The organism is Neoakkermansia glycaniphila (assembly GCF_001683795.1).
Classification (GTDB): domain Bacteria; phylum Verrucomicrobiota; class Verrucomicrobiia; order Verrucomicrobiales; family Akkermansiaceae; genus Akkermansia; species Akkermansia glycaniphila.
Map to the genome: position 1 here is coordinate 66,712 of NZ_LIGX01000017.1, position 22,840 is coordinate 89,551.

Consider the following 22,840-nt stretch of genomic DNA (forward strand, 5'->3'; position numbering starts at 1 on the left):
AGACATTGACACCCGACATTCAAAATGATAGCATGAAACCGACCGGGCGCGGAACCTCATCCGCCTTTGAGAAATGCCCGGGCCATCACCTCTTTCTTTTCACGCACCAGCCATGCACATGTCGGACGCCCTCGTATCGCCCGCTGTCGGCGGAGCCATGTGGGCCGTCTCGGCCGCCGGGCTCTACGTCGCCTCGCGGAAAGTCTCACACGAACGCGACGACCGCCTCCCGCCGCTGATGGGCGTACTCGGAGCCTTCGTCTTCGCCGCCCAGATGATCAACTTCACCATCCCCGCCACCGGCTCCAGCGGCCATATCGGCGGCGGCATCCTGCTGGCGGCCCTGCTGGGCCCGTGGGCGGCCTGCATCGTCATGGCCTCCATCCTGGCCATCCAGGCATTCCTCTTTGCGGATGGCGGACTGCTGGCCCTCGGGTGCAACATCGCGAACCTCGCCCTCCTTCCCTGCCTCGTCGCCTACCCGCTCATCTACCGCACCATCAACCGGGGCACCAACGGCATCAGCCCTTCCCGCATCGCATGGGGAGGGTTCCTCGCCGCCATCATCGGCCTGCAGCTCGGAGCCTTCGGCGTCGTCATCGAAACCACGCTCTCCGGCATCACGGAACTGCCCTTCTCCGCCTTCGTCGCCCTCATGCAGCCCATCCACCTTGCCATCGGCGGAGTGGAAGGCCTGGCCACCGCCGCACTCCTCCTCTTCCTCGCCCGCATGCGCCCGGCACTCTATCCGGCCCTTCCGCAGGCGGCGCAGCAACAGCACATCAGCTACAAACCGTTCTTCATCCTCATGGGCATCCTTGTCGCCACCGTCGGAGGGCTACTCTCATGGTATGCCTCCTCCCTGCCGGACGGCCTCGAATGGGCAGCCGAACGCACACACTCCAGCGAAATCGCCAACACCTCCACCAGCCACGAAACACTCGCCCGCATTCAGGAAAAAACCTCCATCCTGCCAGACTACAACCTCCCCGCCGCCGACCAGCCGCGCACCGACATCGAAGAACGTGCAGGCACCAGCCTCTCAGGCTTGGCCGGAGCCTCCGCCGTCGCAGCGTTCCTCATCATCCTCGGCCTCATCCTGCGCCGCAAAAAAACCGTGCGCACCTCGTAAACAGGCCGCTTCATGCACCCCATCGAACAAGCGCGAACCATCCTGTCAGGATTCGGCACCCCTGGAACGGAAAACACCTTCCTCAGCCGAATCTCACCGCGCACGCTGCTCCTTACCACCCTCCTCTACATCGTCGCCGTCCTCTCCGTCGGCAAATACGACGTACCGAACCTCATCCCCTACTTCGCCTACCCCGTCATCGTCTCCGCTCTCGCAGGAATCTCATTCGCCCGTATCAGCTGCAAAACGCTACCCGCCCTTCCCTTCCTTCTGCTGATCGGCATCTGGAACCCCATCCTCGATCACACACCCCTGTTCACCCTCGGCGAATACACCGTCACGGCGGGCTGGTGCAGCTTCGCCGCCCTCATGCTGCGCGGCTACCTCGCCATCCTCGCCACAGTCCTGCTCCTCTATTCCACAGGGCTTCCCCGACTCTCCGACGCCATGCGGCGGCTGCACATACCCGCCGTCATCACCGGGCAAATCCTCTTCACCTTCCGCTACCTCGACGTCCTCCTCGAAGAAGCCTCCTCCATGGGCCGAGCATGCAGGCAAAGAAACTTCGGCCAACAGCAATCCTGCATCCGCACATGGAGCGCCCTCACAGGCCACCTCCTCCTCCGCACCCTCGACCGCGCCCAGCGCCTCCACCACGCCCTCCTTGCACGGGGATACAACGGCACCATCCCCACCCTGAAGAGCGACAAACTGCATGGCAGAGACTATGCCTACCTCCTCCTCTGGCTCGGCTTCCTTCTCCTCCTCTTCTTCACCCACCCCGCCGAACAGCTGGGTAAGCTCATCCAGCCCGCCTGACGCCATGACCCTGCTTGAAACCATCTCACTTTCCCATCGCTACCCGGACGGCACCCCCTCCCTGAAAAACATCAGCCTCCGCATCGAACCGGGGGAAACGGTCGCCCTCATCGGCGGCAACGGTGCGGGCAAAACGACCCTGCTCCACCACCTCTCCGGCATCCTCCTTCCCATGGAAGGGCAACTCCTGCTCGACGGCTCATCCATCGAAAAACGCACGCTCCCCATCCTCCGCCGCAGTGTCGGCATCGTCTTCCAGAACAGCGACGACCAGCTCTTCATGCCCACCATCCTCGAAGACGCAGCCTTCGGCCCGCTGAATATGGGGCTCTCGCCCGAAGAAGCCGAACAAAGCGCCCTGAACGCCCTCGAACAGGTCGGCTGCCTCGCACTCCGCGACAAACCGCCCCACCACCTCTCCGGCGGAGAAAAACGCCTCGCCTCCATCGCCACCGTCCTCTCCATGGATGCCCGAGCCCTGCTGCTCGACGAACCCAGCTCCAACCTCGACCCCCGCTCGCGCCGGGACCTCATACGCCTCCTTGCCGAACTAGGCAAAACACTTGTCATCGCCACGCATGATCTCGACATGGCGCTCGACCTGTGCCGCCGCACCATCATCCTCCACAAGGGAGAAATCGCTGCAGACGGCCCCACCATCACCTTGCTGAGGCAGAAAGACCTCCTCGAATCCTGCCACCTCGAACTCCCCTACCGCTACCAGTAGCAAAAAGCCGGAATCCTCATCGGATCCCGGCTCTCAAAACATGCTCGTCCGGCCCGCGTCAGACGCCCGATTCCTCCGCACGGCGAGAGGTCACCATACCGATCTTCGGCACGATCAGTGAGAAAATCACAAACGACACCAGATAGGCACTACCGCAGACCGTGAAAATTACGTCGTAGCCACCCGCTTCATTACCCATATCCTTGTAATGATCCAAAATATTGCCTACCGCGATCACAAACAGCATGCTACCCACCTGACCCGCCATGCTCGTAAGACCTGTCACCGAAGCCACCTCGGATTTCGGGAACATATCCGAACCCAGCGTGTACACATTCGCCGACCATGCCTGATGCGCCGCTCCAGCCAGGCCGATCAGGCACACGATCTGCCACATGTCCAGCGACTGCACAAACACGACGGGAAACACACAGGCCGCAAAAACAAGCATCGACACCTTGCGCACCTTATTCACATTCCAGCCGAGGGAAGCCAGCCGCTTCGTCAGCCAGCCGCCGCCAATGCTCAACACCGTCACGATCGCAAAAACAGTCACCAGCGGAGCCGGATCCTCAGCGATATCACAGTTGAAATGCTTCTTAAAGAAATCCGGCAGCCAGAACAGGAAAAACCACCACACCGGATCCGTCAGAAAACGAACGACAATCAAACTCCACGTCTGCCGAAAACATATCAACTCCCTCCACGGAATCTTCACAGCCTTCTCCTCCTGCGCTGCAGCGGCAGACTCCTCCACCAAAGCCTGGCGCGGCTCCTTCGGCATCCGGAGCCAGAAAACGAGCCACATAAAACCCAGTGCCCCGGCAGCAAGGAAAACCGATTGCCATCCCCAATTTCCCGCCATCCACGCCACCGCGGCAGGAGCCACCATAGCTCCCACATTGGAACCGGAATTGAACAGCGTCGTCGCCAGCACACGCTCCTTGGCCTGAAACCAGCTTGTCACCGTCTTGATACACGAAGGAAAGTTACCGCCCTCGCCAAGTCCCAGCACAATGCGGCAGGCTCCCATCGACTTCACGCCGCCCGCCAGCGCATGCAGCATCGCGCCGACACTCCACCACGCGATCGAAATGGCAAACCCAAGCTTTGCACCGTACTTGTCCACGATCCATCCAAACAACGTTAGCCCCACGGCATAGGCCCCTTGAAAGATGGACATAATCATGGCGTACTCGGTGTTTGTCCATCCGAATTCCTTATCGAGCGTAGGCTTCAGAATAGCGAGAATCTGCCTGTCCAGATAATTGATCGTCGTTGCCGCAAACAGCATGAACAAAATCATCCAGCGGAACGAATCCTGTCTTTTTTGCGCTTCCATATCGGTTGCAAGTTGAAAGTGAAAATCAGCGCAAGGCGGAGAGGGCTTCGCGCGTCCTGCGGCCGATCTCGGCCCAGTCTCCGGCATCGATCAGCTTCGCTTCGCAAATCCACGAACCGCCGCAGGCCACCACCTCGGGAATCGCCAGCCACTCCTTGATATTGTCCGCCCCGATGCCGCCCGTCGGCATAATACGCACCCCCGTATGGCGGAAGGCCGCAAGCAAAGCCTTCAGCATCTTTGTACCTCCAGCAGGTTCCGCCGGGAAAAACTTCTGGAACACACAGCCTGCGGCCAAAGCCTGACTCATCTCCGACGCCGTCGCAATACCCGGCACAAAAGGAAGCCCGCAACCCTGCGCAGCCGACACCACGGCCGGATCAAACCCCGGAGCTACGCCGAACGTCGCCCCGGCGGATTGCGCACGCAGCACCTGCTCAGGAGAAAGCAGCGTACCCGCACCTACCAGCATGCCGGGCACCTCTGCCACGATCCGTGCAATAGACTCCGCCGCCGCTTCGGTGCGGAACGTAATCTCGATACCGTTACACCCGGCTTCCATCAGCGTGCGTGCGAGCGGCACGGCTTTTTCCACATCGTTCAGCACGACGACGGGAACCAGTTTCAGCGCGCAAAGCGCGGCAAGAATCGTATCCATAATCAGAAATTGAAATAATGTTTGGCGTTATTGTAGGAAATATCGGAAACCATCGCCCCGATAAAAGAATCGTCGTCCGGAATCAGCCCTCCGGCCATATCCCTGCCGAGAATCCGGCACAGAATGCGGCGAAAATACTCATGGCGCGTATAGCTCAGGAAACTCCGGCTATCCGTCAGCATCCCGACGAAGCGCGAAAGCATCCCCAGCTGGCTCACCGTCTCCAGATGGCGGGTCATCCCCTCCATCTGGTCAAGGAACCACCAGGCCGCGCCGTACTGCATCTTCGCAGCCACCGTACCGTCCTGGAAACTGCCGCACAGCACGGCAAGCATCTCATTGTCACGCGGATTCAGATTGTACAGAATCGTCCGGGGCAAAGAGCCTGCACGGGCGGAACGGTCAAGCAGCTTCGCCAGCGGCGAAGCGTAAGTGAAATCCGCAATCGCATCGAACCCCGTATCCGGCCCCAGCGACTCCAACGCCGCGCCGTTCGGATTCCGCAGCGCACCGATATGGAGCTGCCGCACCCATCCGGCTCCGGCATCCAGCCGCGCGAAGAAATCCATCATGAAATTCGAAAACTTCTGCGCATCGTCCGCCTCGATGGCGCGTCCCTGCCGTGCTGCGGAAAAAACATCCGCCGCCTCGGCCTCCGACAACGAATCCGGGTGCATGAACTCCAGCGAATGGTCGGACAACTTGCAGCCGTGCGCCGCAAAAAACGCATGCCTCTCCGCCAAAGCCTTCAGGAAACCATCAAGATCAGAGATCCCATAGCCGACAGACTGTTCCAGCCGGACGAGCCAAGCCATCCATGCCTTCACATCCCCAATCGCCCGCGCCTTATCCGGACGGAACGTCGGCAGCAGTTTCAGCGAACGGCCCGCTGCGGCATGCCGGGCATGAGCCTGCAAATCATCGCAGGGATCATCCGTCGTACACACCGCCTCCACGTGCATCTTCTCCAGAATATCGCGTGCGCCCATGCCGCCGGACTGCAACTGCATCGCAGTCTGTTCCCACACCGTATCCGCCGTCTCGGGACCGAACAAAAGCCCCGTCATCCCAAACGGGCGGCGCAGCTCCAGATGCGTCCAGTGGTACAGGGGATTCCTCACAAGCTTCGGCACCGTCGCAGCCCATGCATCGAACTTCTCACGGTCGGAGGCATCGCCCGAGCAGAACCGCTCCGGCACCCCGTTCGTCCGCATCGCTCGCCACTTGTAATGATCGCCGTCCAGCCAAAGCTGGGCGATATTCGCGAACTGGCGGTTATCGGCAATCGCCGCCGCATCCAGATGCGAATGGTAATCGATAATCGGCAAATGCTCCGCGTGGCCGTGGAACAGCTTCCGGGCCTGCGGCGTATCAAGAAGGAAATCGTCGGAAAACAGCATGGCGGCAACAAAGTTGAATCAAACGCCCGAATAGGCAAGGAACCCGCCGTCCACGGGAATCGTAACACCCGTCACGAACCCGGCGCCGGACGACACCAGAAACTGCAGCGCACCGCACAAATCCTCCGGCTCGCCGAAACGGTGCATCGGAGTCTTCGCCAGCACCTTCCCGCCGCGCGCCGTCGGCGTCGCACCGTCCTGCTCCAGCATCAGGAACCTATTCTGGTTCGTAATGAAAAAGCCGGGGGCAATCGCATTCACGCGCACGCCGAGCGGAGCCAGATGCGTCGCCAGCCACTTCGTGAAATTCTCCACCGCCGCCTTCGCCGCACCGTAAGCCCCCACCTTCGTCAACGGCTGGAACGCAGCCATCGAAGACAGATTCACAATACACCCGCGCGACTCCGCCAGGCATTCGCCGAACACTTGGGAAGGCAGAATCGTACCGATCATATTCAGGCGGTTCACATACTCGAAACCCTCCATATCCATGCCGAAAAATCCCTTCGCACGCTCCGTATCCGGCTCGCACTGCTCGGCGGGAGTCGTACCGCGCGGATCGTTGCCGCCCGCGCCGTTCACCAGAACATCCAAATGCCCCCATGCAGCCAGCACCTTGCTGCGAGCCTCTTCCAGAGAAGCTCGATCCAGCACATCCGCCTCCAGAGCCAGCACCTGCGGCAGCCCCTCCTTCGCCAGCTCCTCTTTCAAAACCTCCAGCTTGGAAAGCGTCCGGCCCAGCAGCGCCACCTTCGCACCCGCTTTCAGCAGACTACGAGCCATCACCGAACACAGCACCCCGGCCGCACCCGTCACCACCGCCACCTTGCCCACAAGCGGGCGATACGCACGCAACCCCATCGCCAGCCCGCGCAACTCCGCCAGACCGATGGCGCGGCCACCGTACGAATACCCGGCATAGCAACCCTTGCCCTGATCCATATCCATCAGCCTGCCGTGATCGGGACGCACCGGAATCTCCGGGCAAACCTCACCGGCAGCACGCCGACGATCCTCCTCATCCAGAAGAACCTGCATCGCATAGGCCATATCCGTATGCCCATGCAAATGGGAATCCGACTCGCGGAAAGAATCCGCATTCTCGCCTTCAAACACCGTATTGCGGAAATGAACGAAAAACACCCGGTCGGCGAACTTCTCCATCAGCAAATGCGGCGCATTCGTCCTCAGACCGCCCAGCGACCCCGTACACAGCGAAAAACCGTTGCACATCGAAGGCACCTCGCGCACCAGCCTCTCCATATCCGCCTCATCGCTCATAATACGCGGCAGCCCGAAAATCGGGCGAGGAGGATCATCCGGGTGAATCGCCATGCGAATCCCCTCCTCCTCGCACACCGGCATAATCTCGCGCAGAAAATCGTACAGATTATTCCTCAACTTCTCATCGTCGATACCGTCGTAACGCGCCAGCATCGCCTTGAACTCATCGGGCGTCAAATCATCCACCGTACCGGGCAGGCCGAGCAGAATCGAATCGCTCAACGCCTTGCGGGCGGCCTCATCCATCGCATCGAAACGCGCCCTCGCACGAACCAGAGCCTCGGCATCGTAATCACCCTCGGCACCGTCGCGCTTCAGAATAAACACATCGAATGCCGCCACCTCATCCGCATCGCACTTCAGCACGCTGCTCCCGTCCGGAAGCTCGAAAAACAGATCCGTACGCGTCCAGTCCAGCACCGGCATGAAATTATAGCACACCGTCCTCACGCCGCAGCGGGCGAGATTCCGAAGACACTGCTTATACACATCCACATAATGCCGCCAATTGCCCGACCGCGTCTTGATATCCTCATGCACCGCCACGCTCTCCACCACCACCCACTGCATCCCGGCGGCCTCGACCATGCGCTTGCGCTCCATAATCGCCTCCTCCGTCCACAGCTCGCCGCAGCGCACCTCGTGCAACGCCGTCACCACACCCTGCACCCCCGCCTGGCGAACATCGCGCAGCGTAATCGCATCGGCAGGCCCGTACCATCTCCAGCTCTCGATCATCTTCCCGTACCCTTTCCTTTAGCGGTCCACGCGGGCCGTACCGCCCTTCATCACCTTCTCCACCTCGGCCAGTGAAGCCGTGGACGTATCTCCGGGAGTCGTCATCGCCAGCGCGCCGTGGGCGCAGCCGCAATTCACCGCATACTGCGGCCCCTTCCCGGAAAGGAACCCGTAAATCAGGCCGGAAGCGAACGAATCTCCTCCGCCCACACGGTCCATAATCTCCAGATCGGGAAGCGAAATCGAATCGTAAAACGCATCCTCGTAATACAGCATCGCCGCCCAATCGTTGAACGTCGCCGTGCGAGCCACGCGCAGCGTCGTCGCCGCCGCATTGAAACCGAACTCCTGCACCGCCTTGCGGATCATCCGCTGATAGGCATTCTGGTCGATATGGGCGAAATCCTCCGTCGCACCCTCGATCTCAAGACCCAGCGACGCCTGAAAATCCTCCTCGTTGCCGATCATCACATCCACATACGGAGCAATCGCGCGATTCACCTCGCGGGCGCGCTCCTGCCCGCCGATACTCTTCCACAGCGAAGGGCGGTAATTCAAATCGTAGGAAACAACCGTACCGTACTTCCGGGCGGCCTTCACCGCCTCCAGCACCACCTTGCTCGTCGTCTCCGACAAGCCTGCGAAAATCCCGCCCGTATGGAACCAGCGCACACCGTCGCGTCCGAACAGGGCATCCCAATCCACATCGCCCGGCTTCATCTGGCTCGCTGCGCTCAAACCGCGGTCGGAACAACCCACCGCCGCACGCACGCCGTAGCCGCGCTCCGTAAAATTCAAGCCCACGCGGCAATCGCGGCCGATCCCGTCGAACTTCTTCCACTGCACATAATCCAGATCCAGCCCGCCCTGCAACATGCAATCCTCAAGCAAACGGCCCACGGGATTATCGCAAATCGCCGTCACCACCGCCCCGCGCATGCGGAAACAGCGGCGCAGCCCGCGAGCCACATTATACTCACCGCCGCCTTCCCACACATGGAACGAACGGCTCGTATGAATACGGCCTTCACCCGGATCGAGACGCAGCATCACCTCGCCGAGGGATGCAATATCCCAACGGCACTCATCGGAGGATTTAATCGACAGAGACATAAATAAAAGTTACTAACACGTATCACAAACAACGCGAAACGACCAGCAAAAAAATCGAAATCATTGACAAACATCAAAAAACACGACCATTCTTCTTCCTTTTCTCAAAACAGGACCAAGCCCGGCACATGCCGCACCCGGCGCTTTGAAAAACCACCGCACCGTGCTACTCTGACTACGAACGACTCGCACCCGCCATGCTCAATTTCACCTACAGCAACCACACGGACATCATCTTCGGCAAAGGCACCCAGCACACCGTCGGCCAGCACATCAAACCCCATGCCGGCAAAATCCTCCTGCACTACGGAGGCGGCAGCATCAAACGCTCCGGCCTCTACGAAGAAATAATCCGCTCTCTGCAGGAAGCCGGCATCGAAATCCACGAACTCGGCGGAGTCCAGCCCAACCCCACCCTCGACCTCGTCCGCGAAGGCATCACCCTGTGCCGCCGGCACGCCATCCCCTTCATCCTCGCAGTCGGCGGCGGCAGCGTCATCGACTCCGCCAAAGCCATCGCCCTCGGCGCTCCCTCCTCCGGCGACGTCTGGGAATACTACATCTCCAAACAACCCGCCGACTTCACCCCCCTCCGCGTCGCCACCGTCCTCACCATCCCGGCGGCAGGCAGCGAAAGCAGCCCCAACAGCGTCATCACCTGCACAGCCACAAAACGCAAACTCGGCTACGGCGATCCACAGCTACGCCCCGTCTTCAGCATCGTCAACCCCGAACTCTTCTACACCCTCCCCGAAAACCAGCTCGCCTACGGCGCGTGCGACATGATGAGCCACATCTTCGAACGCTACTTCACCAACACCCCGCACACCGACCTCACCGACGCCCTCTGCGAAGCCACCCTCCGCACCATCATCAACAACGCCCGCCTCCTCCGCCACGGTGGCCTCCGGCAATACGACCCCTGGGCCGAACTCGCCTTCTCCGGCACCATCGCCCACAACAACCTCCTCGGCCTCGGCCGCGAACAGGACTGGGCCTGCCACGCCATGGAACACGAACTCAGCGCCCGCTACGACGTCCCGCACGGCGCGGGCCTCGCCGTCGTCACCCCTGCATGGATGCGCTACATCTACAAAAACCACATCCCCATCTTCCTCCAATTCGCCGAACGAGTCATGGGCGTCACCATCCCGCCGAGGCAACCCGAAACCGCCATCCTCGAAGCCATCCGCCGCCTCGAAGCCTACTATGAGGAAATGGGCCTGCCCACCACCATGCGCCAGCTCGGCATCCCTGCCGACCACTTTGCGGAAATGGCCGCACAGGCCGTCAGCGTCCGCGGCCCCATCGGCGGCCTGCAAAAACTCGACGCCAACGACGTCCTCGCCATCTACAACCTCGCAGACAGGTAACTATTACCTATTCGCTCTGCACTCTTACCTCATCTTCCTCGCCACCAGCCCCGCACCCACCGTCGCAAGACCGCCGATCAGAAACACCGCCTGCGGCCCGCCCGTATACATCCAGATCAGCCCCCCAAGCACCCCGTAGGCAATCGAAGCCACGTGATTCACCGCAATCCCCGTATAAATACTCGGCGTAATATCCTCGCGGCGGTCGCCGCACATACGGGCCACATACGTCGTCCGGGCCATCCCCATCGCAAACAGCAAATTATCCAGCACGAAACAGGCCCCCACCACCCCCACGGCCCAGCCGCGCGGCAGCAGCTCCGGAGCGAACGCATACGCCAAACACAGGAACGACAGGGCGATACTATCGAAAATCGTCACCCTCCGTTCCCCGTACCTCTTGATACACCACCCGATCAGCGGCTGCGTACCCAGCCCGATCACCCCGGCGATCAACAGAATCATCCCGATCCTCTCCGGCGACTGCCCCAGCGTACTCACCATCAGCCAGAACCCGAACGTCAGGTAAAGCTGCTTCCGCACCCCGTGCAGCATCTCCAGACAATAATACACCTTATACTCGCGCCGGAACACGAAACTCTCCCGCCAGCTCTTCCGGCGCGGAAACTCCGGCGCCTTAATCATCCACAAAGCCGCCATCGCCGCTAGAAACACAGCCGTCAGCACCCAGTAATCCACGCGGAACGAATCATTGAACTGCCACTTCAGCCAAACAAACCCGGAAGCGCACAACATCGCCGCCGTACCCAGCGCCCGCATCTGCCCCAGCCGCATACTCCGATTCTCCGGTCTTGCCGTATGCATCACGATCGAATCGATCGTCCCGATCAGAATATGCTGCCCCAGACTCACCGTCATCACCCAGCCCGAAAGCACCCAAAGCCCGGACGAAGCATCCGTATGCATCAGCCCGACACACCCCAAAGCCGCCAGCAGACACGCCACCGACGTCAACTTCACCTCATTCAGGAAAAACAGCGCACCCACCGCCACCAGCGACAAAATCCCCGGCAACTCGCGGGGCAACTCCAGAAACCCGCGCTGCTCCGCATCCAAATGCTGCACATCCCGCAAATAATTGCTGAAAATCAAATCGTACAGGCTATTCCCGAGCTGCGCCAGAAACAGCGCAGCCAGCACAACCACCATCACCCTGCGAATCCTTGAACCTCCTTCCGGCATCACGCCCGCGTCCATACCACCAAACCGCCGCCCGGTCAATCAAAACCCGCAATGCAACCCTCACTCCCTCACATACACTTCCTTCACCTGATACGGACTGCCCATGTAGAAAAACATCCCGTTCACGTCCAAAACCCTCTGCACCATAAACACATCACCATTCTCATTCGGCTCCACCTTCCCCTCCCGGACACTCCCCCGGCGGATCATCAGCCCCGGCCGCAGCCACGAATTCGAATCGAAATACGTCACAATCCCCCGCGAAGGCATCCCGCACCTGTACGCGCTGAGCCCTTCGGCACGCGACACCTCCAGAAAAATCTGCTCACCCGACCACGTCGGCCCATACTCGCGGGAAATCTCCACATTCCACAACCTGCCGATATACGCGCTCACCCCCCAATCAATCCCCACCCAGGCAACCGCCAGAATGCAAATCGTCAAACTCCACCGCAAAACGGCTCTCAAAACCTTCTTCTTCATCGGAAAAACCTATTATAGCGGCAGCACCCCGGCCAAGTCAACTCCCGACCCTCCCCGCCGAAACCGACTTCATCCCACCCCCTTCCGGAGAAACAAGCAGCACATAACGGCGGCCCTCCGACACACGCCGCCATCCCGGCAGCTCCGCGCGGAACCGCTCGTAATCCGCCTCCTTCATCGCCAGAAACACCCTCCCGCCCTCACGAACCGGAGGGACGGGCACGCCCGGCTTCAGCTCCACAGCCTTGCCCCCCGAATAAAACTGCGCCGAATACGGCACCTTCTCGCCATCCCAGTAATACAGCGGCGAACGCCCGTCCCATGCGGCCAGCACATCCTTCTGGCACCTGTACTCCAAATGCCCGAACCCTCCCCCGAACAGGAAAAACGCAATCACGGCAAACACCGCACACGGCAGAAACAGCACATACCGCGCACCCCGGTACTGCACATCCGCCCTCCACGCATACCGCACCACCAGCATCGCCAGCGCAGGCAGGCCGGGCAGCACATACGCCGGAAGAATATTCTTCGCCACCGAGAAAAACAGCAGCGGAGCCAACCCCCAGAGCCACAGGAAAACCGACTCCTCCGCCTCACCCGGCTGCCGCGCAGACACCCCCCGCGCACGAAACCACAGAAACGGCAGCACCAGAGACCACGGCAAAAACATCGTCACCCCGTACACCCAGATCATCCCCAAAGGAGTCGCATGCCCGGAACCGTACAAATCCCCCTGCCACCCCTTCACCACGAACCTCTCGAAATGCTCGCCCACGATAAAATAATCCAGAAAACCGGGGAACGCCCGCTCCGCCAGCAAATACCACGGCAGGCTCAGCCCCAGCATCAGCACCGTCCCCCGCACCCACGGAACCCTCTCCCACACCGTCCGCCACTTCCGGAACCACAGCGTCCACAGAAAAATCGGCAACCCGGCCAGCACAAGGCACAGCGGCCCCTTGCTCAACAGCCCGACCGCCAAACCCGCAAACATCAAAAAACCCCACACCGGCCTCGGAACAGGCTCCGAAACCGCCTTCCAGAAAGCCACCATAGCCAACATCGTACCCAGCGCCAGAAACTCATCCGTCATCACCGCCCCAGCCGCCACAAACCCCAGCCCGCACGTCGCCAGCACCACAAAACAGGCCAGAGCCTTCTCCCTCCTATCCGACCGGAAAGGCCACACGAAAAACAACGCACCGATCGCCACCGCTGCCAGAAACGGCGCCAGCCGCGCTCCCCATGCAGTCACGCCCGCCACCTCCATCGTCGCCGCGCTTGCCCAGAACGAAAGCGGCGGCTTCCCCCAGAACGGCACACCGTAATCGAACATCGGCACCAGCCAGTTCCCCGACTCGATCATCTTGCGCGACATCTCCGCATAGCGGGCCTCCGTCGTATCCATCAGCGGATAGGCCCCCATACTCACCACCCGCACCAGCAGCACCCCCGCCAGCACGACAAGCAGCCACAGGGCGAAATCGGACCTCACATGCAAAACCGCCTTCAATCGCTCGCACCACCCCCTGCCGAAACAGGCCAGCCTGCCCCTCTCCACACCAAACCACCGGGTTACGACGAACGCCCCAAGCCCCAGCAAAGCCAGCCCGGACGCCCACATCACCGGAAAAGCAAAAATCGTATGCAAATTCGGCAGCGGAGTCACCGCAAACACATCGCCGAACAGCGTAAACATCCCGTCCTTGGCCAGCTCCATATTATCGGGAGACGCCCCCGCCATATCGTCATTCATCCACGACAGCACGAACGCCCCCGCCGCCGCGAACAAAGGCACCACAACCCTCACCGCCACATGCGGCACGCCATCCCTGCAAACCAGCCTCTTCCGAAAAACGGCCAACGCAGCCCCAACACCTCCAACCACGCACAGCGCCGAAGGCCACAACGGAAACACATCGCCGAAATGCGGCCATGCCTCCTTCGGAGACTGCCAGAACTTCAGCGAATAAAAGGAAAACATATCCTCCGTACACACCTCCGCCACCTCCTCGCAGCAATTCACCAGGCAGAACAGAGCGAACAGCACCGTTGTCACCACCCTATCCGTCTTCCCTCCATGGAATGCGCGCGGCAACGCCAGCAAATACAGCAAAAAAGGCACCAGCAGAAACAAAAGGGAAGAAGAGGACTCCACCGCCAAATTGCCCAGCAGCCTCAAAACCGCCACAAACCCCCAATCGATATCCCCACGGTGCAACCACGCCAGAATACCCACCTCCAGCAGCTCGTACACGAAATACACCAGCACGAAAGGCCAAAGCCTGCGAACATAGTAATTCCGGCCCACTGTCGTCCAAAACGGCATGGCTCAACCATGCCACACCCCCGGACGAACGGCAACAGCAATATATACCAACCGCGCATCGCAGACACACTTCATCCCCGCATCATCCGGCAAAAACAGGAACCTTCCCCGCAACTGACCGGAATTATACTTGGAAACCGCCACACATTCAGGCATCATCACCCCGCGCCTTGACATGAAAAAACACCTCCGACGCCACCTGAGCCTCATGCTTGCCCTGCGGTACCTCAACCCGCTGCGCACCATGTTCTCCATCATCACCCTCATCTGCCTTGCCGGCGTCGCACTCGGAGTCACCGTCCTCATCGTCGTCCTCTCCGTCATGAGCGGCCTGCAAAAACAAATGGAAAGCAGCGTCCTCGCCTTCACCCCGCACTACCTCGTCTCCTACTACAACGACGGCGCGCGCACCACCATCTCCGGCTGGCAGGAACTCGTCGAACGCGCCCGGAAAGTTCCCGGAGTCACCTCCGCCTACGCCCAGCTTGAAAACCAATCCTTCGTCCAGTCCGACAAATCGCGCCAGACCTGCACCTTCCGCGCCATCGACACTGAAAACGAAGAACAGATGAACGCCTTGCGCCCCCTCATCAAACAAGGCACCTTCGACCTCGACCTTGGCGAAAAAACCGTCATCTCCGCCATCACCGCCAAGGGACTCGGCGTCGGCATCGGAGACACCATCCGCATCACCCCCGTCGGAGACACCGACCAGGTCATCGAAACCTACACCCAGATCGGCAACGAAAAACCTCTCGCCACACAGGAAGACGCCGACCTCCTTCCCGCCCTCGACAGCCTCTGGTCACAGACCGAAAACCCATCCGGCATCACCGGCAACTTCCGGAACCACCTCGCCGAAACCACCCTGCACTACTCCGGCCTCGTCCTCAGCGGCATGAGGGGCAGCGCATCCGCCTTCCTCCCGCCAACCGTCGCCGACTACGCGGAAACCCGCTACTCCGCCCTGCTGCGCCACACACCCGCGCAATGGCTTGCCGTCCCCAAAACCGCCGTCCAGGAAACCTACCGCAAACTTCGCGCCGCCTTCGATGGGGAAAACGACTCCGCTCCCGCCCTGCGCCCCGTCGAACTGAACGAACTCGACGCGCTGAACGAAATCATCCGCTCCGGCATCGAAGGCAAACAGAAAAACTCGGGCATCGTCTACTTTGAACGCTCCCTCCGCACCGCATGGGAACAGCACCTCGCCAACCTCCGCGACAACAGCGTCGAAAAGGAAAACATCGCCTCCATCAAAAACATCCGCTCCCTCATCATGCCGAAAGACCTCACCGTCATCGGCATCTACCAGCCCACGGAAAACATGCCCGGCCCGGCACTCTTCATCCCCCTTCCCATCGGGCAGGAACTCCTCGGCTTCCAGAACGACGATGTACAGGGCATCGCCATCCGCACAGAAGACCCGTACAACCTCGACCAGCTCGCCGCCCCCATCCTCCAAAGCCTCCCCGCCCTCCCCGCCGGCAGCGCCTGGGAACTCTCTCCGTGGACCGAAAGCTTCCGCGAATGGTTCCAGCTCATCGCCAACGAACGCACCATGATGAGCTTCGTCCTCTCCTTCATCGCCCTCATCTCCGCCTTCTGCATCATGGCCGTCATGTTCACCGTCTCCATGCAGCGCAGGCGTGAAATCGCCGTCCTCCAGGCGCTCGGCGCCACCCCCTCCAAAATCATGCGCGTCTTCCTGTGGCAGGGCGTCATCATCGGCATCTCCGGTGCCATCCTCGGCATCATCCTCGCCCTCCTCGTCCTCCACTACCGCATCGAAATCCAGGGCTTCCTCGCAGGCATGGGCCTCGACCCCTTCCCCATGCAGGCGCACGGCATCCAGATACCCTGCTCCATCGACCCCGTCGAAATCGCCAAACAAGGCATCTACGCCTTCATCATGGTCACCGTCGCCTCCGTCGTACCCGCCCTCGTCGTCTCCCGGCAGGACCCCTCCAAAGCCCTCCGCGCCAGCTGATGCGGCCGCCTTCCTCCCTCACCTCCAACCTCTCTCCATGAACCAGCCCGTCCTCCTCACGCGGGAACAGCAACGGTTCGTCGAACTCGAACCCGGAGAACAACTCCTCTGGGCCGCCCCGGCACGCCCTCGCATCTTCACCGCCCACAGCATCGCGATCTTCATCGTCGCCGTCTTCTGGTGCGGCACCCTCCTCTTCTTCCTGGGTGCATCTTCCGTCTGGCAGTCGGCATTGGCACAGGGCGACATAAACAGCCTCATCATCACCTCCTTCCTGCTCCCCTTCATCGGCGTAGGATATGTGCTCTTCTGGTTCGCCTTGCAGGAAAGCCGCACCCATAGCGGCGTCTGCGCCGTCACCAGCCACCGCGCACTCCTCATCCGCCGATCGCGCGGAACCGTCATCCTCACCGAATGGAGCGGCGAACACCTCTCCATGCCCGACATCCGCCCTCGCCGAGGTAATAGAGGAGACATCATACTTGGCATCAGGGTATTGCGCAGAAAAAACGGCACCCGCATCATCGCCGACGGCTTCCACGGCATCGACAACCCCGAACAAATCGCCACCCTCCTCAGACAGGCAACGCCAACCGCACCGCCCCCTCCCGCCACTGAACCGCCTCTTCCGGAATGGCCCCGCTCCACCAGTCGCGCCACGCGCCAAAACATCGAAAACCTCCTCTCCCCCGGTGAAACGATCCGCTGGATCGTCCAGCGTAAACCACGCATCTTCAACGATGCAACGGGCTTCTTCTTCATCTTCGGCCTACTCTGGACCGCAGGATTCACGGCTCTCCTTCTCACACCAGCGAACCGGATCGAAGGCGACATGCCGCTCTTCGTCGTCGCACTCTTCTTCCTCATTGGCCCGCTGACCCTCAGCTCGCCCTGGATCTATTGGGCCTATGCCCGCCGGCAATACGACCTCCTTACAGACAGGCGAATCATCCGCTACAACCCCGGATGGCGCTCCCCTTCCATCCAAACACACAGCTACTCCGCCTTTGAAAGCGCTCGCCTGCGCATCCGCCCGGACGGCTCCGGCACCCTCGACCTCGACTACACCATCGCCAAAGCCGGTGGAATGACCAACACCTTCACCATCGACAACATCCCGGACATCCGCAACACCTGCATCCTTGCCCGCCAACTGGCCGCCGCGAACGACAGCCGCACGCCGTCCGGCGAAACATCCTCCTGAACCGAGCCATCTACACCATGGCGCAACAACCCGCCACCACTGCGCCCGTTCCGGACATCCTCCGGCATCACCTCGCCCCGGACGAAACCATCCTCTGGAGCGGCATCTCACGGCCTGCCCGCTTCATCGGCGGCCCTCTCCTTCTCGTCATCTTCGCCACCCTCTTCTGTGCAATCATCGGATGGGTACTCTCCGTGTACATTCAAACCTTCACACACAAACACCCAGAACCTGACAGCGAAACGCTGGGCCTTGTACCCCGCATCATCTTCCTCGGCTTCTTCGTCCCCTTCATCGCCGCAGGCATCGGCATGTACTGCCAGGCCTTTCATAAGCGATATGAAAACGCAGGCCTTTGCGCCGTCACCGACCGCCGGGCGATCCTGATCCGCCGAACGTCCAGCCAAACCACCATAGCCGAATGGAGCGGCCCCGAACTCGTCCGGCACACCATCCGCAAACGCCGCCGCGGTCGGGGAGACATCATCCTCGGCATCCAGGAACACGACGACGGCGACAGAACACAAACCATCAAGCGAGGCTTCTTCCGAACCGACAACCCCGAACTCGCATCATCCTGCCTCCTCCGCGCAGCCGCATACCGCGCCCAACCTCTCCACGGACAACAGCCGGAACCCACGCATCGCCACGGCATATCGGAAGCCGATCGGGAAACCGTCTCCCAACGCCTATACCCCGGAGAAACCCTACTCTGGACCGGCCGCCCCCGCAACCGACTCTCCTTCGTCCGCACCGCGCCCATCACCATCTTCGGCATCGGCTGGGCATCCTTCTCCGGCGGCATCCTCATCCACGTGCTCACAAACTCGGCGTCCATCCCCGGTCTTGCCTTCGTCATCCTGTTCTTTCTTGTCGGCTTGGGCTTTATGTCCGCTCCGTGGATACGCCGCGCCCGGATGCGCCGCATCGCCTATGCACTTACCACGGCACGCATCCTCACCATCCAACTCGGCAAACGAAAAACAAAAACCATCGAGTGGAACTACACCACCCTCCAAAGCACCCTCCTCCAACTCCTCCCGGACGGAAGCGGCACCATCCGCTTCGCCTACACCGACCAGGGAGACCACACCTCTGCCGCCGAACACCGATTCGAAAACATCCCGCACGCCCGCGAAACTCTCGACCTCGCCCACCGCATCCATCAAAACTCAGGCAGCCGCACAACCTGATCTGCATAAAATTTCATTAAAACGGGCGAAAATTCGGACGCATCCCCACTTCACGCGTTATTACAAACAACACCGAATCCATCCGCCATCATGTTTACCCTTCGCTTCATCTCCTGCATCACCGCCCTGTGCATCATCAACGCCTGCACGCCTGCCGACACACCCAACCCCGAACCCAACCTGCCCCACCCGAACAGCGGCCCCGCCTACACAGCCTCCGGCCACGCCCCCCAGCACGGCCTCGACCTCTTCCTCCACGTCGCCCGGCAAAAACAGAAAAACATCTGCCTCTCTCCCTACTCCGCCCATACCGCCCTCGCCCTTGTACGCCCCGGCGCACGCGGCGAAACCCTCCGGCAAATCGACCGCACCATCGGCCCCGTCGAAACCCTCGCCGCTCAGGCCCGCACCACATCCCTCCCCCTTGAACTGGCCAACCTCGCCTGCATCGAACAAACCCTGCCCCTCAAACCGGAATACAAACAGGCGCTCCCTTCCGGCAGCTACCTCTCGGCCGACTTCATCAACCACCCCGACCTCGAACGCACAACCATCAACCGATGGACAGCCGACCGCACCCACGGACGCATCCTAAACATCATCCCTCCGAACGTCATCACGCCGCTCACCAGAATGGCGCTCATCAACGCCATCTACACCAAAGCCGAATGGGAACACCCCTTCAACCCCGCAAAAACCGCAGACAAACCCTTCCACCTCGAAAACGGCCAAACAACCTCCTGCCCCACCCTGCAACACACAGCACACTACCGCCACATCGACAGCCGCATGGGCGAGGCCATCGCCATCCCCTTCAAAAAACGGCAGGACAAACAGGAAACCTGCCTCATCGCCATCCTCCCGAAAAAAGGCACTACCCTCAGCCAGCACCTCTCCACCCTCACCCCCGCCGACATTCGAACCATCCGTCAACAACTCGCAACCGCCACACCCCGGAAAACCCTCCTTGAAATCCCCAAATTCCAAACGGAAACCTCAACCGACCTCACCGCCGCATTCGCAAAAACAGGAATACCCGATGCATGCGACCGCAACAAAGCGAACCTCTCCGGCATCACCGACAGCCGGCCGCCACTCCACATCGCCAAAATACTCCAGAAAACCTACTTTGAAATGAATGAAAAAGGCATCGAAGCCGCCGCAGCCACAGCCCTGATCGCAGAAAAAAGCCTCATCCCATCCGCCGTTCGATTCGACAGCCCCTTCATCTGGATCATCGCCGACCTCGACCCCGAAACCACCCCCTACTTCATCGGCACACTCTACACCCCCGCCCGCTAATCGCAACATCTCTTCGCCTCATGCATCCCCTCCTTCACCGCACCCTATCCATCCTGACGGCAACCTGCCTCGCCGCCTGCACGACAACCGAACCGCCATCCACACAACCCCTGCTCCCCGATCCCGCCCAAAGCCCCGCCTGCACTGCCGACGCCCAGCCAACACCCCTCGGGTTCGACCTCTTTCTCCGCCTTGCCGGCGAACAGCCGGACAACCTCTGCTTCTCTCCCTATGCCGCACACGCGGCCATAGCCCTTGCCCGGCCCGGCGCGCGCGGTGAAACCCTCCGCCAAATCGACCGCACCATCGGCAGCATCGGCAACCTCGCCGCCCAAACACGCACCACATCCCTTCCCCTCGAAATCGCCAACCTCATCTGCATCGAAAAGACACTGGAACCGGCCCCCTCCTACAAACAGGCCCTGCCTGCCGCAAGCTATCTGGAAGCCGACTTCATCGACAGCCCTGACCGTGAAAGCACCGCCATCAACAAATGGGTCACCCGGCGCACGCACGGCCACATCGGCAGCCTCCTGCCGCCGAACAGCATCACGCCGCTCACCAGAATGGCGCTCGTCAACGCCATCTACACCAAAGCGGAATGGGCACATCCATTCGACAAAACGGACACATGGAACCAGACTTTCCATCCCGAACAAGGCTCTCCCTTCCCCTGCCCCACCCTGCACGACACACACAGCTACCGGTACCTGTCCCTGCCCGATTGCGAAGCCATCGCCATCCCATTCCAGCACCGGCAGGACAAACAACCGTCCTGCCTCATCGCCATCCTCCCGGCCAAAGGCATACCCATCCGCCAATACCTCGCCACACTCACCCCGGCTGCCCTGCAAAACATCCGCACATCGCTCGCAACCGTGCAGCCGGACATCGTCAAACTCGACATCCCCAAATTCAAACTCGAATCCTCCTCCGACCTCTCCGCAGCGCTGGCTTCCACTGGAATGCCCGATGCCTTCGACCCCGTAAAAGCCGACTTCTCCGGCATGATAGCTACCGCCACCCCTCTCGCCATAGAACAGATCCTGCAAAAATGCTCCTTTGAAATGAGTGAAGAGGGAGTCACGGCAACGGCATCCACCGCATTCTCCATGGCCTATCAATGCGCTCCTGCCCCGGAGCCGAAACATCCGCCCCACTTCAAGGCCGACCGCCCCTTCATCTGGATCATCGCCGACCTCGACCCCGAAACCACTCCCTACTTCATCGGCACGCTCTGCACGCCGGACACCGCCAATTAACCGACCTCAGTAACCGGATCAACATGAAACATCGCCACTCATTCACCGCCACTCTGCTGGCAACCCTCTGCATCGCCTCCTGCGCCACGGATCAAAAACCATCCGAAAAAGCCGCGCAATCGCCGCCACCGCTCCCCCAACTCCCCAACCCGGAAAACGGCCCGGCCTACACGGCAGCCGCCCACAAACCCCAATACGGCCTCGACCTCTTCCTCCATCTCGCCAAACAGGAACGGCAGAACCTCTGCCTCTCCCCCTGCTCCGCCTCCATGGCTCTCGCCCTTGTACGCCCCGGAGCGAGAGGCGAAACCCTCCGACAAATCGACCGCACCATCGGCTCCATCAACCAACTCAATCAACAGACGCACAACACCTCGCTACCCCTTGAAATAGCCAACCGCGCCTACACATCCAGCCACATCTCCCTGAAGCCTGAATACAAAGCCGGCCTGCCCAAAGGCAGCGTCACCCCAATCAACTTCGCCGCCAACCCCGCCCAGGCCAGCACCGACATCAACCAATGGGTCTCCGACCAAACGAAAGGCCGCATCACCCAACTCCTCACCCCTCAGGACATCACACCCCTGACCAGCCTCATCCTCATCAACACCGTCTACACCCAGGCAAAATGGCAACACCCCTTCCTGCCGGAAAACACGATCGAACAGGATTTCCGCCTCGAAACGGGCCGCACCGTCCCCTGCTCCATGATGAATGACACCTACGATGTCCGCTACATCGCCCGCCCCGACTGCGAAATCGTCGCCATTCCCTTCCAGCAGCATCTGGACAAAAAAGAGGCATGCATGATCGCCATCCTCCCGAAAAAAGGCATCTCCATCGGCAAATACCTCTCCTCACTCACCCCGGCCGCCCTGCAAAACATCCGCTCATCGCTCGCCAAAGAACATCCGCAAACCGTACAGATCGACATCCCCAAATTCAAAACCGCGTACGACAGCGACCTCGCCGACGGCCTCGCAGCCACGGGCATGCCTCATGCATTCAACCCTGCCAAGGCCGACTTCTCCGGCATCTCCGGCACACCGCTCTGCATCGCCTTCGTCAAACAAAACACATGGTTTGAAATGAAGGAAGAAGGAGTCGAAGCCGCCGCCGCCACAGCCCTCGGCATGGATGCATACTACATAGGAGAACCTGTGACCCCCAAACTTCCACCCCACTTCAAGGCCGACCGCCCCTTCATCTGGATCATCGCCGACCTCGACCCCGAAACCACCCCCTACTTCATCGGCATCCTGCGCGACCCCACCTCCTGACGCAC

Annotated in this window: 18 protein-coding genes and 1 pseudogene; 10 read left to right on the plus strand and 9 right to left on the minus strand. The window is 60.7% G+C overall.

Translation table 11 applies throughout. The features are described 5' to 3' along the window. The first annotated feature begins 112 nt into the window (after positions 1-112). From AC781_RS04420 to AC781_RS04430, 3 genes are read left to right on the plus strand one after another with little or no spacing between them, the layout of a single operon-like run. The gene (locus AC781_RS04420; RefSeq protein WP_067774112.1) at positions 113-1,132 is read left to right on the plus strand and encodes an energy-coupling factor ABC transporter permease; all 1,020 of its coding nucleotides are present in this window, start codon (positions 113-115) and stop codon (positions 1,130-1,132) included. 12 nt (positions 1,133-1,144) lie between these two features. Further along, complete coding sequence (gene cbiQ / locus AC781_RS04425) at positions 1,145-1,951, plus strand: cobalt ECF transporter T component CbiQ (protein WP_083076562.1); 807 nt, start codon at positions 1,145-1,147, stop codon at positions 1,949-1,951. A 4-nt stretch (positions 1,952-1,955) separates the two neighbouring features. Further along, positions 1,956-2,678, plus strand: coding sequence for an energy-coupling factor ABC transporter ATP-binding protein (locus AC781_RS04430; RefSeq protein ID WP_067774114.1), 723 nt, complete (start codon positions 1,956-1,958; stop codon positions 2,676-2,678). A gap of 58 nt (positions 2,679-2,736) precedes the next feature. Here AC781_RS04430 and AC781_RS04435 read toward each other — a convergent pair whose 3' ends face one another. The 6 genes and pseudogenes from AC781_RS04435 to AC781_RS04455 all read right to left on the minus strand — a co-directional run bounded on the left by AC781_RS04435 (position 2,737) and on the right by AC781_RS04455 (position 9,213). Beyond that, positions 2,737-4,020, minus strand: coding sequence for an MFS transporter (locus tag AC781_RS04435; RefSeq protein ID WP_067774117.1), 1,284 nt, complete (start codon positions 4,018-4,020; stop codon positions 2,737-2,739). Positions 4,021-4,045: 25 nt separating this feature from the next. Beyond that, entirely contained in the window at positions 4,046-4,678 is a 633-nt protein-coding gene (gene eda / locus AC781_RS04440) for a bifunctional 4-hydroxy-2-oxoglutarate aldolase/2-dehydro-3-deoxy-phosphogluconate aldolase (protein ID WP_067774120.1), read from the minus strand. 2 nt (positions 4,679-4,680) lie between these two features. Further along, entirely contained in the window at positions 4,681-6,078 is a 1,398-nt protein-coding gene (gene uxaC, locus AC781_RS04445) for a glucuronate isomerase (RefSeq protein WP_067774123.1), read from the minus strand. A gap of 18 nt (positions 6,079-6,096) precedes the next feature. Continuing rightward, entirely contained in the window at positions 6,097-6,939 is an 843-nt protein-coding gene (locus AC781_RS14400) for an SDR family oxidoreductase (RefSeq protein WP_342744177.1), read from the minus strand. Next, positions 6,928-8,100, minus strand: a pseudogene (gene uxuA, locus AC781_RS14405) (mannonate dehydratase); the annotation flags it as partial. The gene AC781_RS14400 and the pseudogene uxuA, both read right to left, overlap by 12 nt. Before the next feature lie 18 nt (positions 8,101-8,118). Further along, positions 8,119-9,213, minus strand: coding sequence for a sugar kinase (locus AC781_RS04455; protein WP_067774129.1), 1,095 nt, complete (start codon positions 9,211-9,213; stop codon positions 8,119-8,121). 197 nt (positions 9,214-9,410) lie between these two features. Here AC781_RS04455 and AC781_RS04460 point away from each other — a divergent pair, with 197 nt between their 5' ends. After that, entirely contained in the window at positions 9,411-10,586 is a 1,176-nt protein-coding gene (locus AC781_RS04460; protein WP_067774132.1) for an iron-containing alcohol dehydrogenase, read from the plus strand. Between the two features lie 24 nt (positions 10,587-10,610). Here the strand turns inward: AC781_RS04460 and AC781_RS04465 are convergent, their stop codons facing one another. Genes AC781_RS04465 through AC781_RS04475 form a run of 3 tightly spaced genes read right to left on the minus strand, consistent with a single transcriptional unit; the run spans position 10,611 to position 14,604 of the window. Beyond that, positions 10,611-11,804 (minus strand): MFS transporter, encoded by a 1,194-nt coding sequence (locus AC781_RS04465; RefSeq protein WP_067774135.1) that lies wholly within the window; start codon positions 11,802-11,804, stop codon positions 10,611-10,613. Positions 11,805-11,849: 45 nt separating this feature from the next. Beyond that, positions 11,850-12,272 (minus strand): hypothetical protein, encoded by a 423-nt coding sequence (locus AC781_RS04470; RefSeq protein WP_067774138.1) that lies wholly within the window; start codon positions 12,270-12,272, stop codon positions 11,850-11,852. Positions 12,273-12,309: 37 nt separating this feature from the next. After that, positions 12,310-14,604, minus strand: a complete 2,295-nt coding sequence (locus tag AC781_RS04475) for an ArnT family glycosyltransferase (RefSeq protein ID WP_067774140.1) — start codon at positions 14,602-14,604, stop codon at positions 12,310-12,312. Positions 14,605-14,779: 175 nt separating this feature from the next. Here AC781_RS04475 and AC781_RS04480 point away from each other — a divergent pair, with 175 nt between their 5' ends. The 6 genes from AC781_RS04480 to AC781_RS04505 all read left to right on the plus strand — a co-directional run bounded on the left by AC781_RS04480 (position 14,780) and on the right by AC781_RS04505 (position 22,835). Beyond that, positions 14,780-16,594, plus strand: coding sequence for an ABC transporter permease (locus AC781_RS04480; RefSeq protein ID WP_141675750.1), 1,815 nt, complete (start codon positions 14,780-14,782; stop codon positions 16,592-16,594). A 37-nt stretch (positions 16,595-16,631) separates the two neighbouring features. Then, the gene (locus AC781_RS04485) at positions 16,632-17,798 is read left to right on the plus strand and encodes a hypothetical protein (RefSeq protein ID WP_067774146.1); all 1,167 of its coding nucleotides are present in this window, start codon (positions 16,632-16,634) and stop codon (positions 17,796-17,798) included. 17 nt (positions 17,799-17,815) lie between these two features. Next, positions 17,816-18,991 carry a hypothetical protein gene (locus tag AC781_RS04490; RefSeq protein WP_067774149.1) on the plus strand — a complete coding sequence of 392 codons (1,176 nt, stop codon included), beginning with the start codon at positions 17,816-17,818 and terminating at the stop codon, positions 18,989-18,991. A 90-nt stretch (positions 18,992-19,081) separates the two neighbouring features. Continuing rightward, the gene (locus AC781_RS04495) at positions 19,082-20,293 is read left to right on the plus strand and encodes a serpin family protein (protein WP_067774152.1); all 1,212 of its coding nucleotides are present in this window, start codon (positions 19,082-19,084) and stop codon (positions 20,291-20,293) included. 20 nt (positions 20,294-20,313) lie between these two features. After that, the gene (locus AC781_RS04500) at positions 20,314-21,555 is read left to right on the plus strand and encodes a serpin family protein (RefSeq protein WP_067774155.1); all 1,242 of its coding nucleotides are present in this window, start codon (positions 20,314-20,316) and stop codon (positions 21,553-21,555) included. Between the two features lie 23 nt (positions 21,556-21,578). Then, positions 21,579-22,835, plus strand: coding sequence for a serpin family protein (locus AC781_RS04505; protein WP_067774158.1), 1,257 nt, complete (start codon positions 21,579-21,581; stop codon positions 22,833-22,835). Positions 22,836-22,840: the final 5 nt, after the last annotated feature.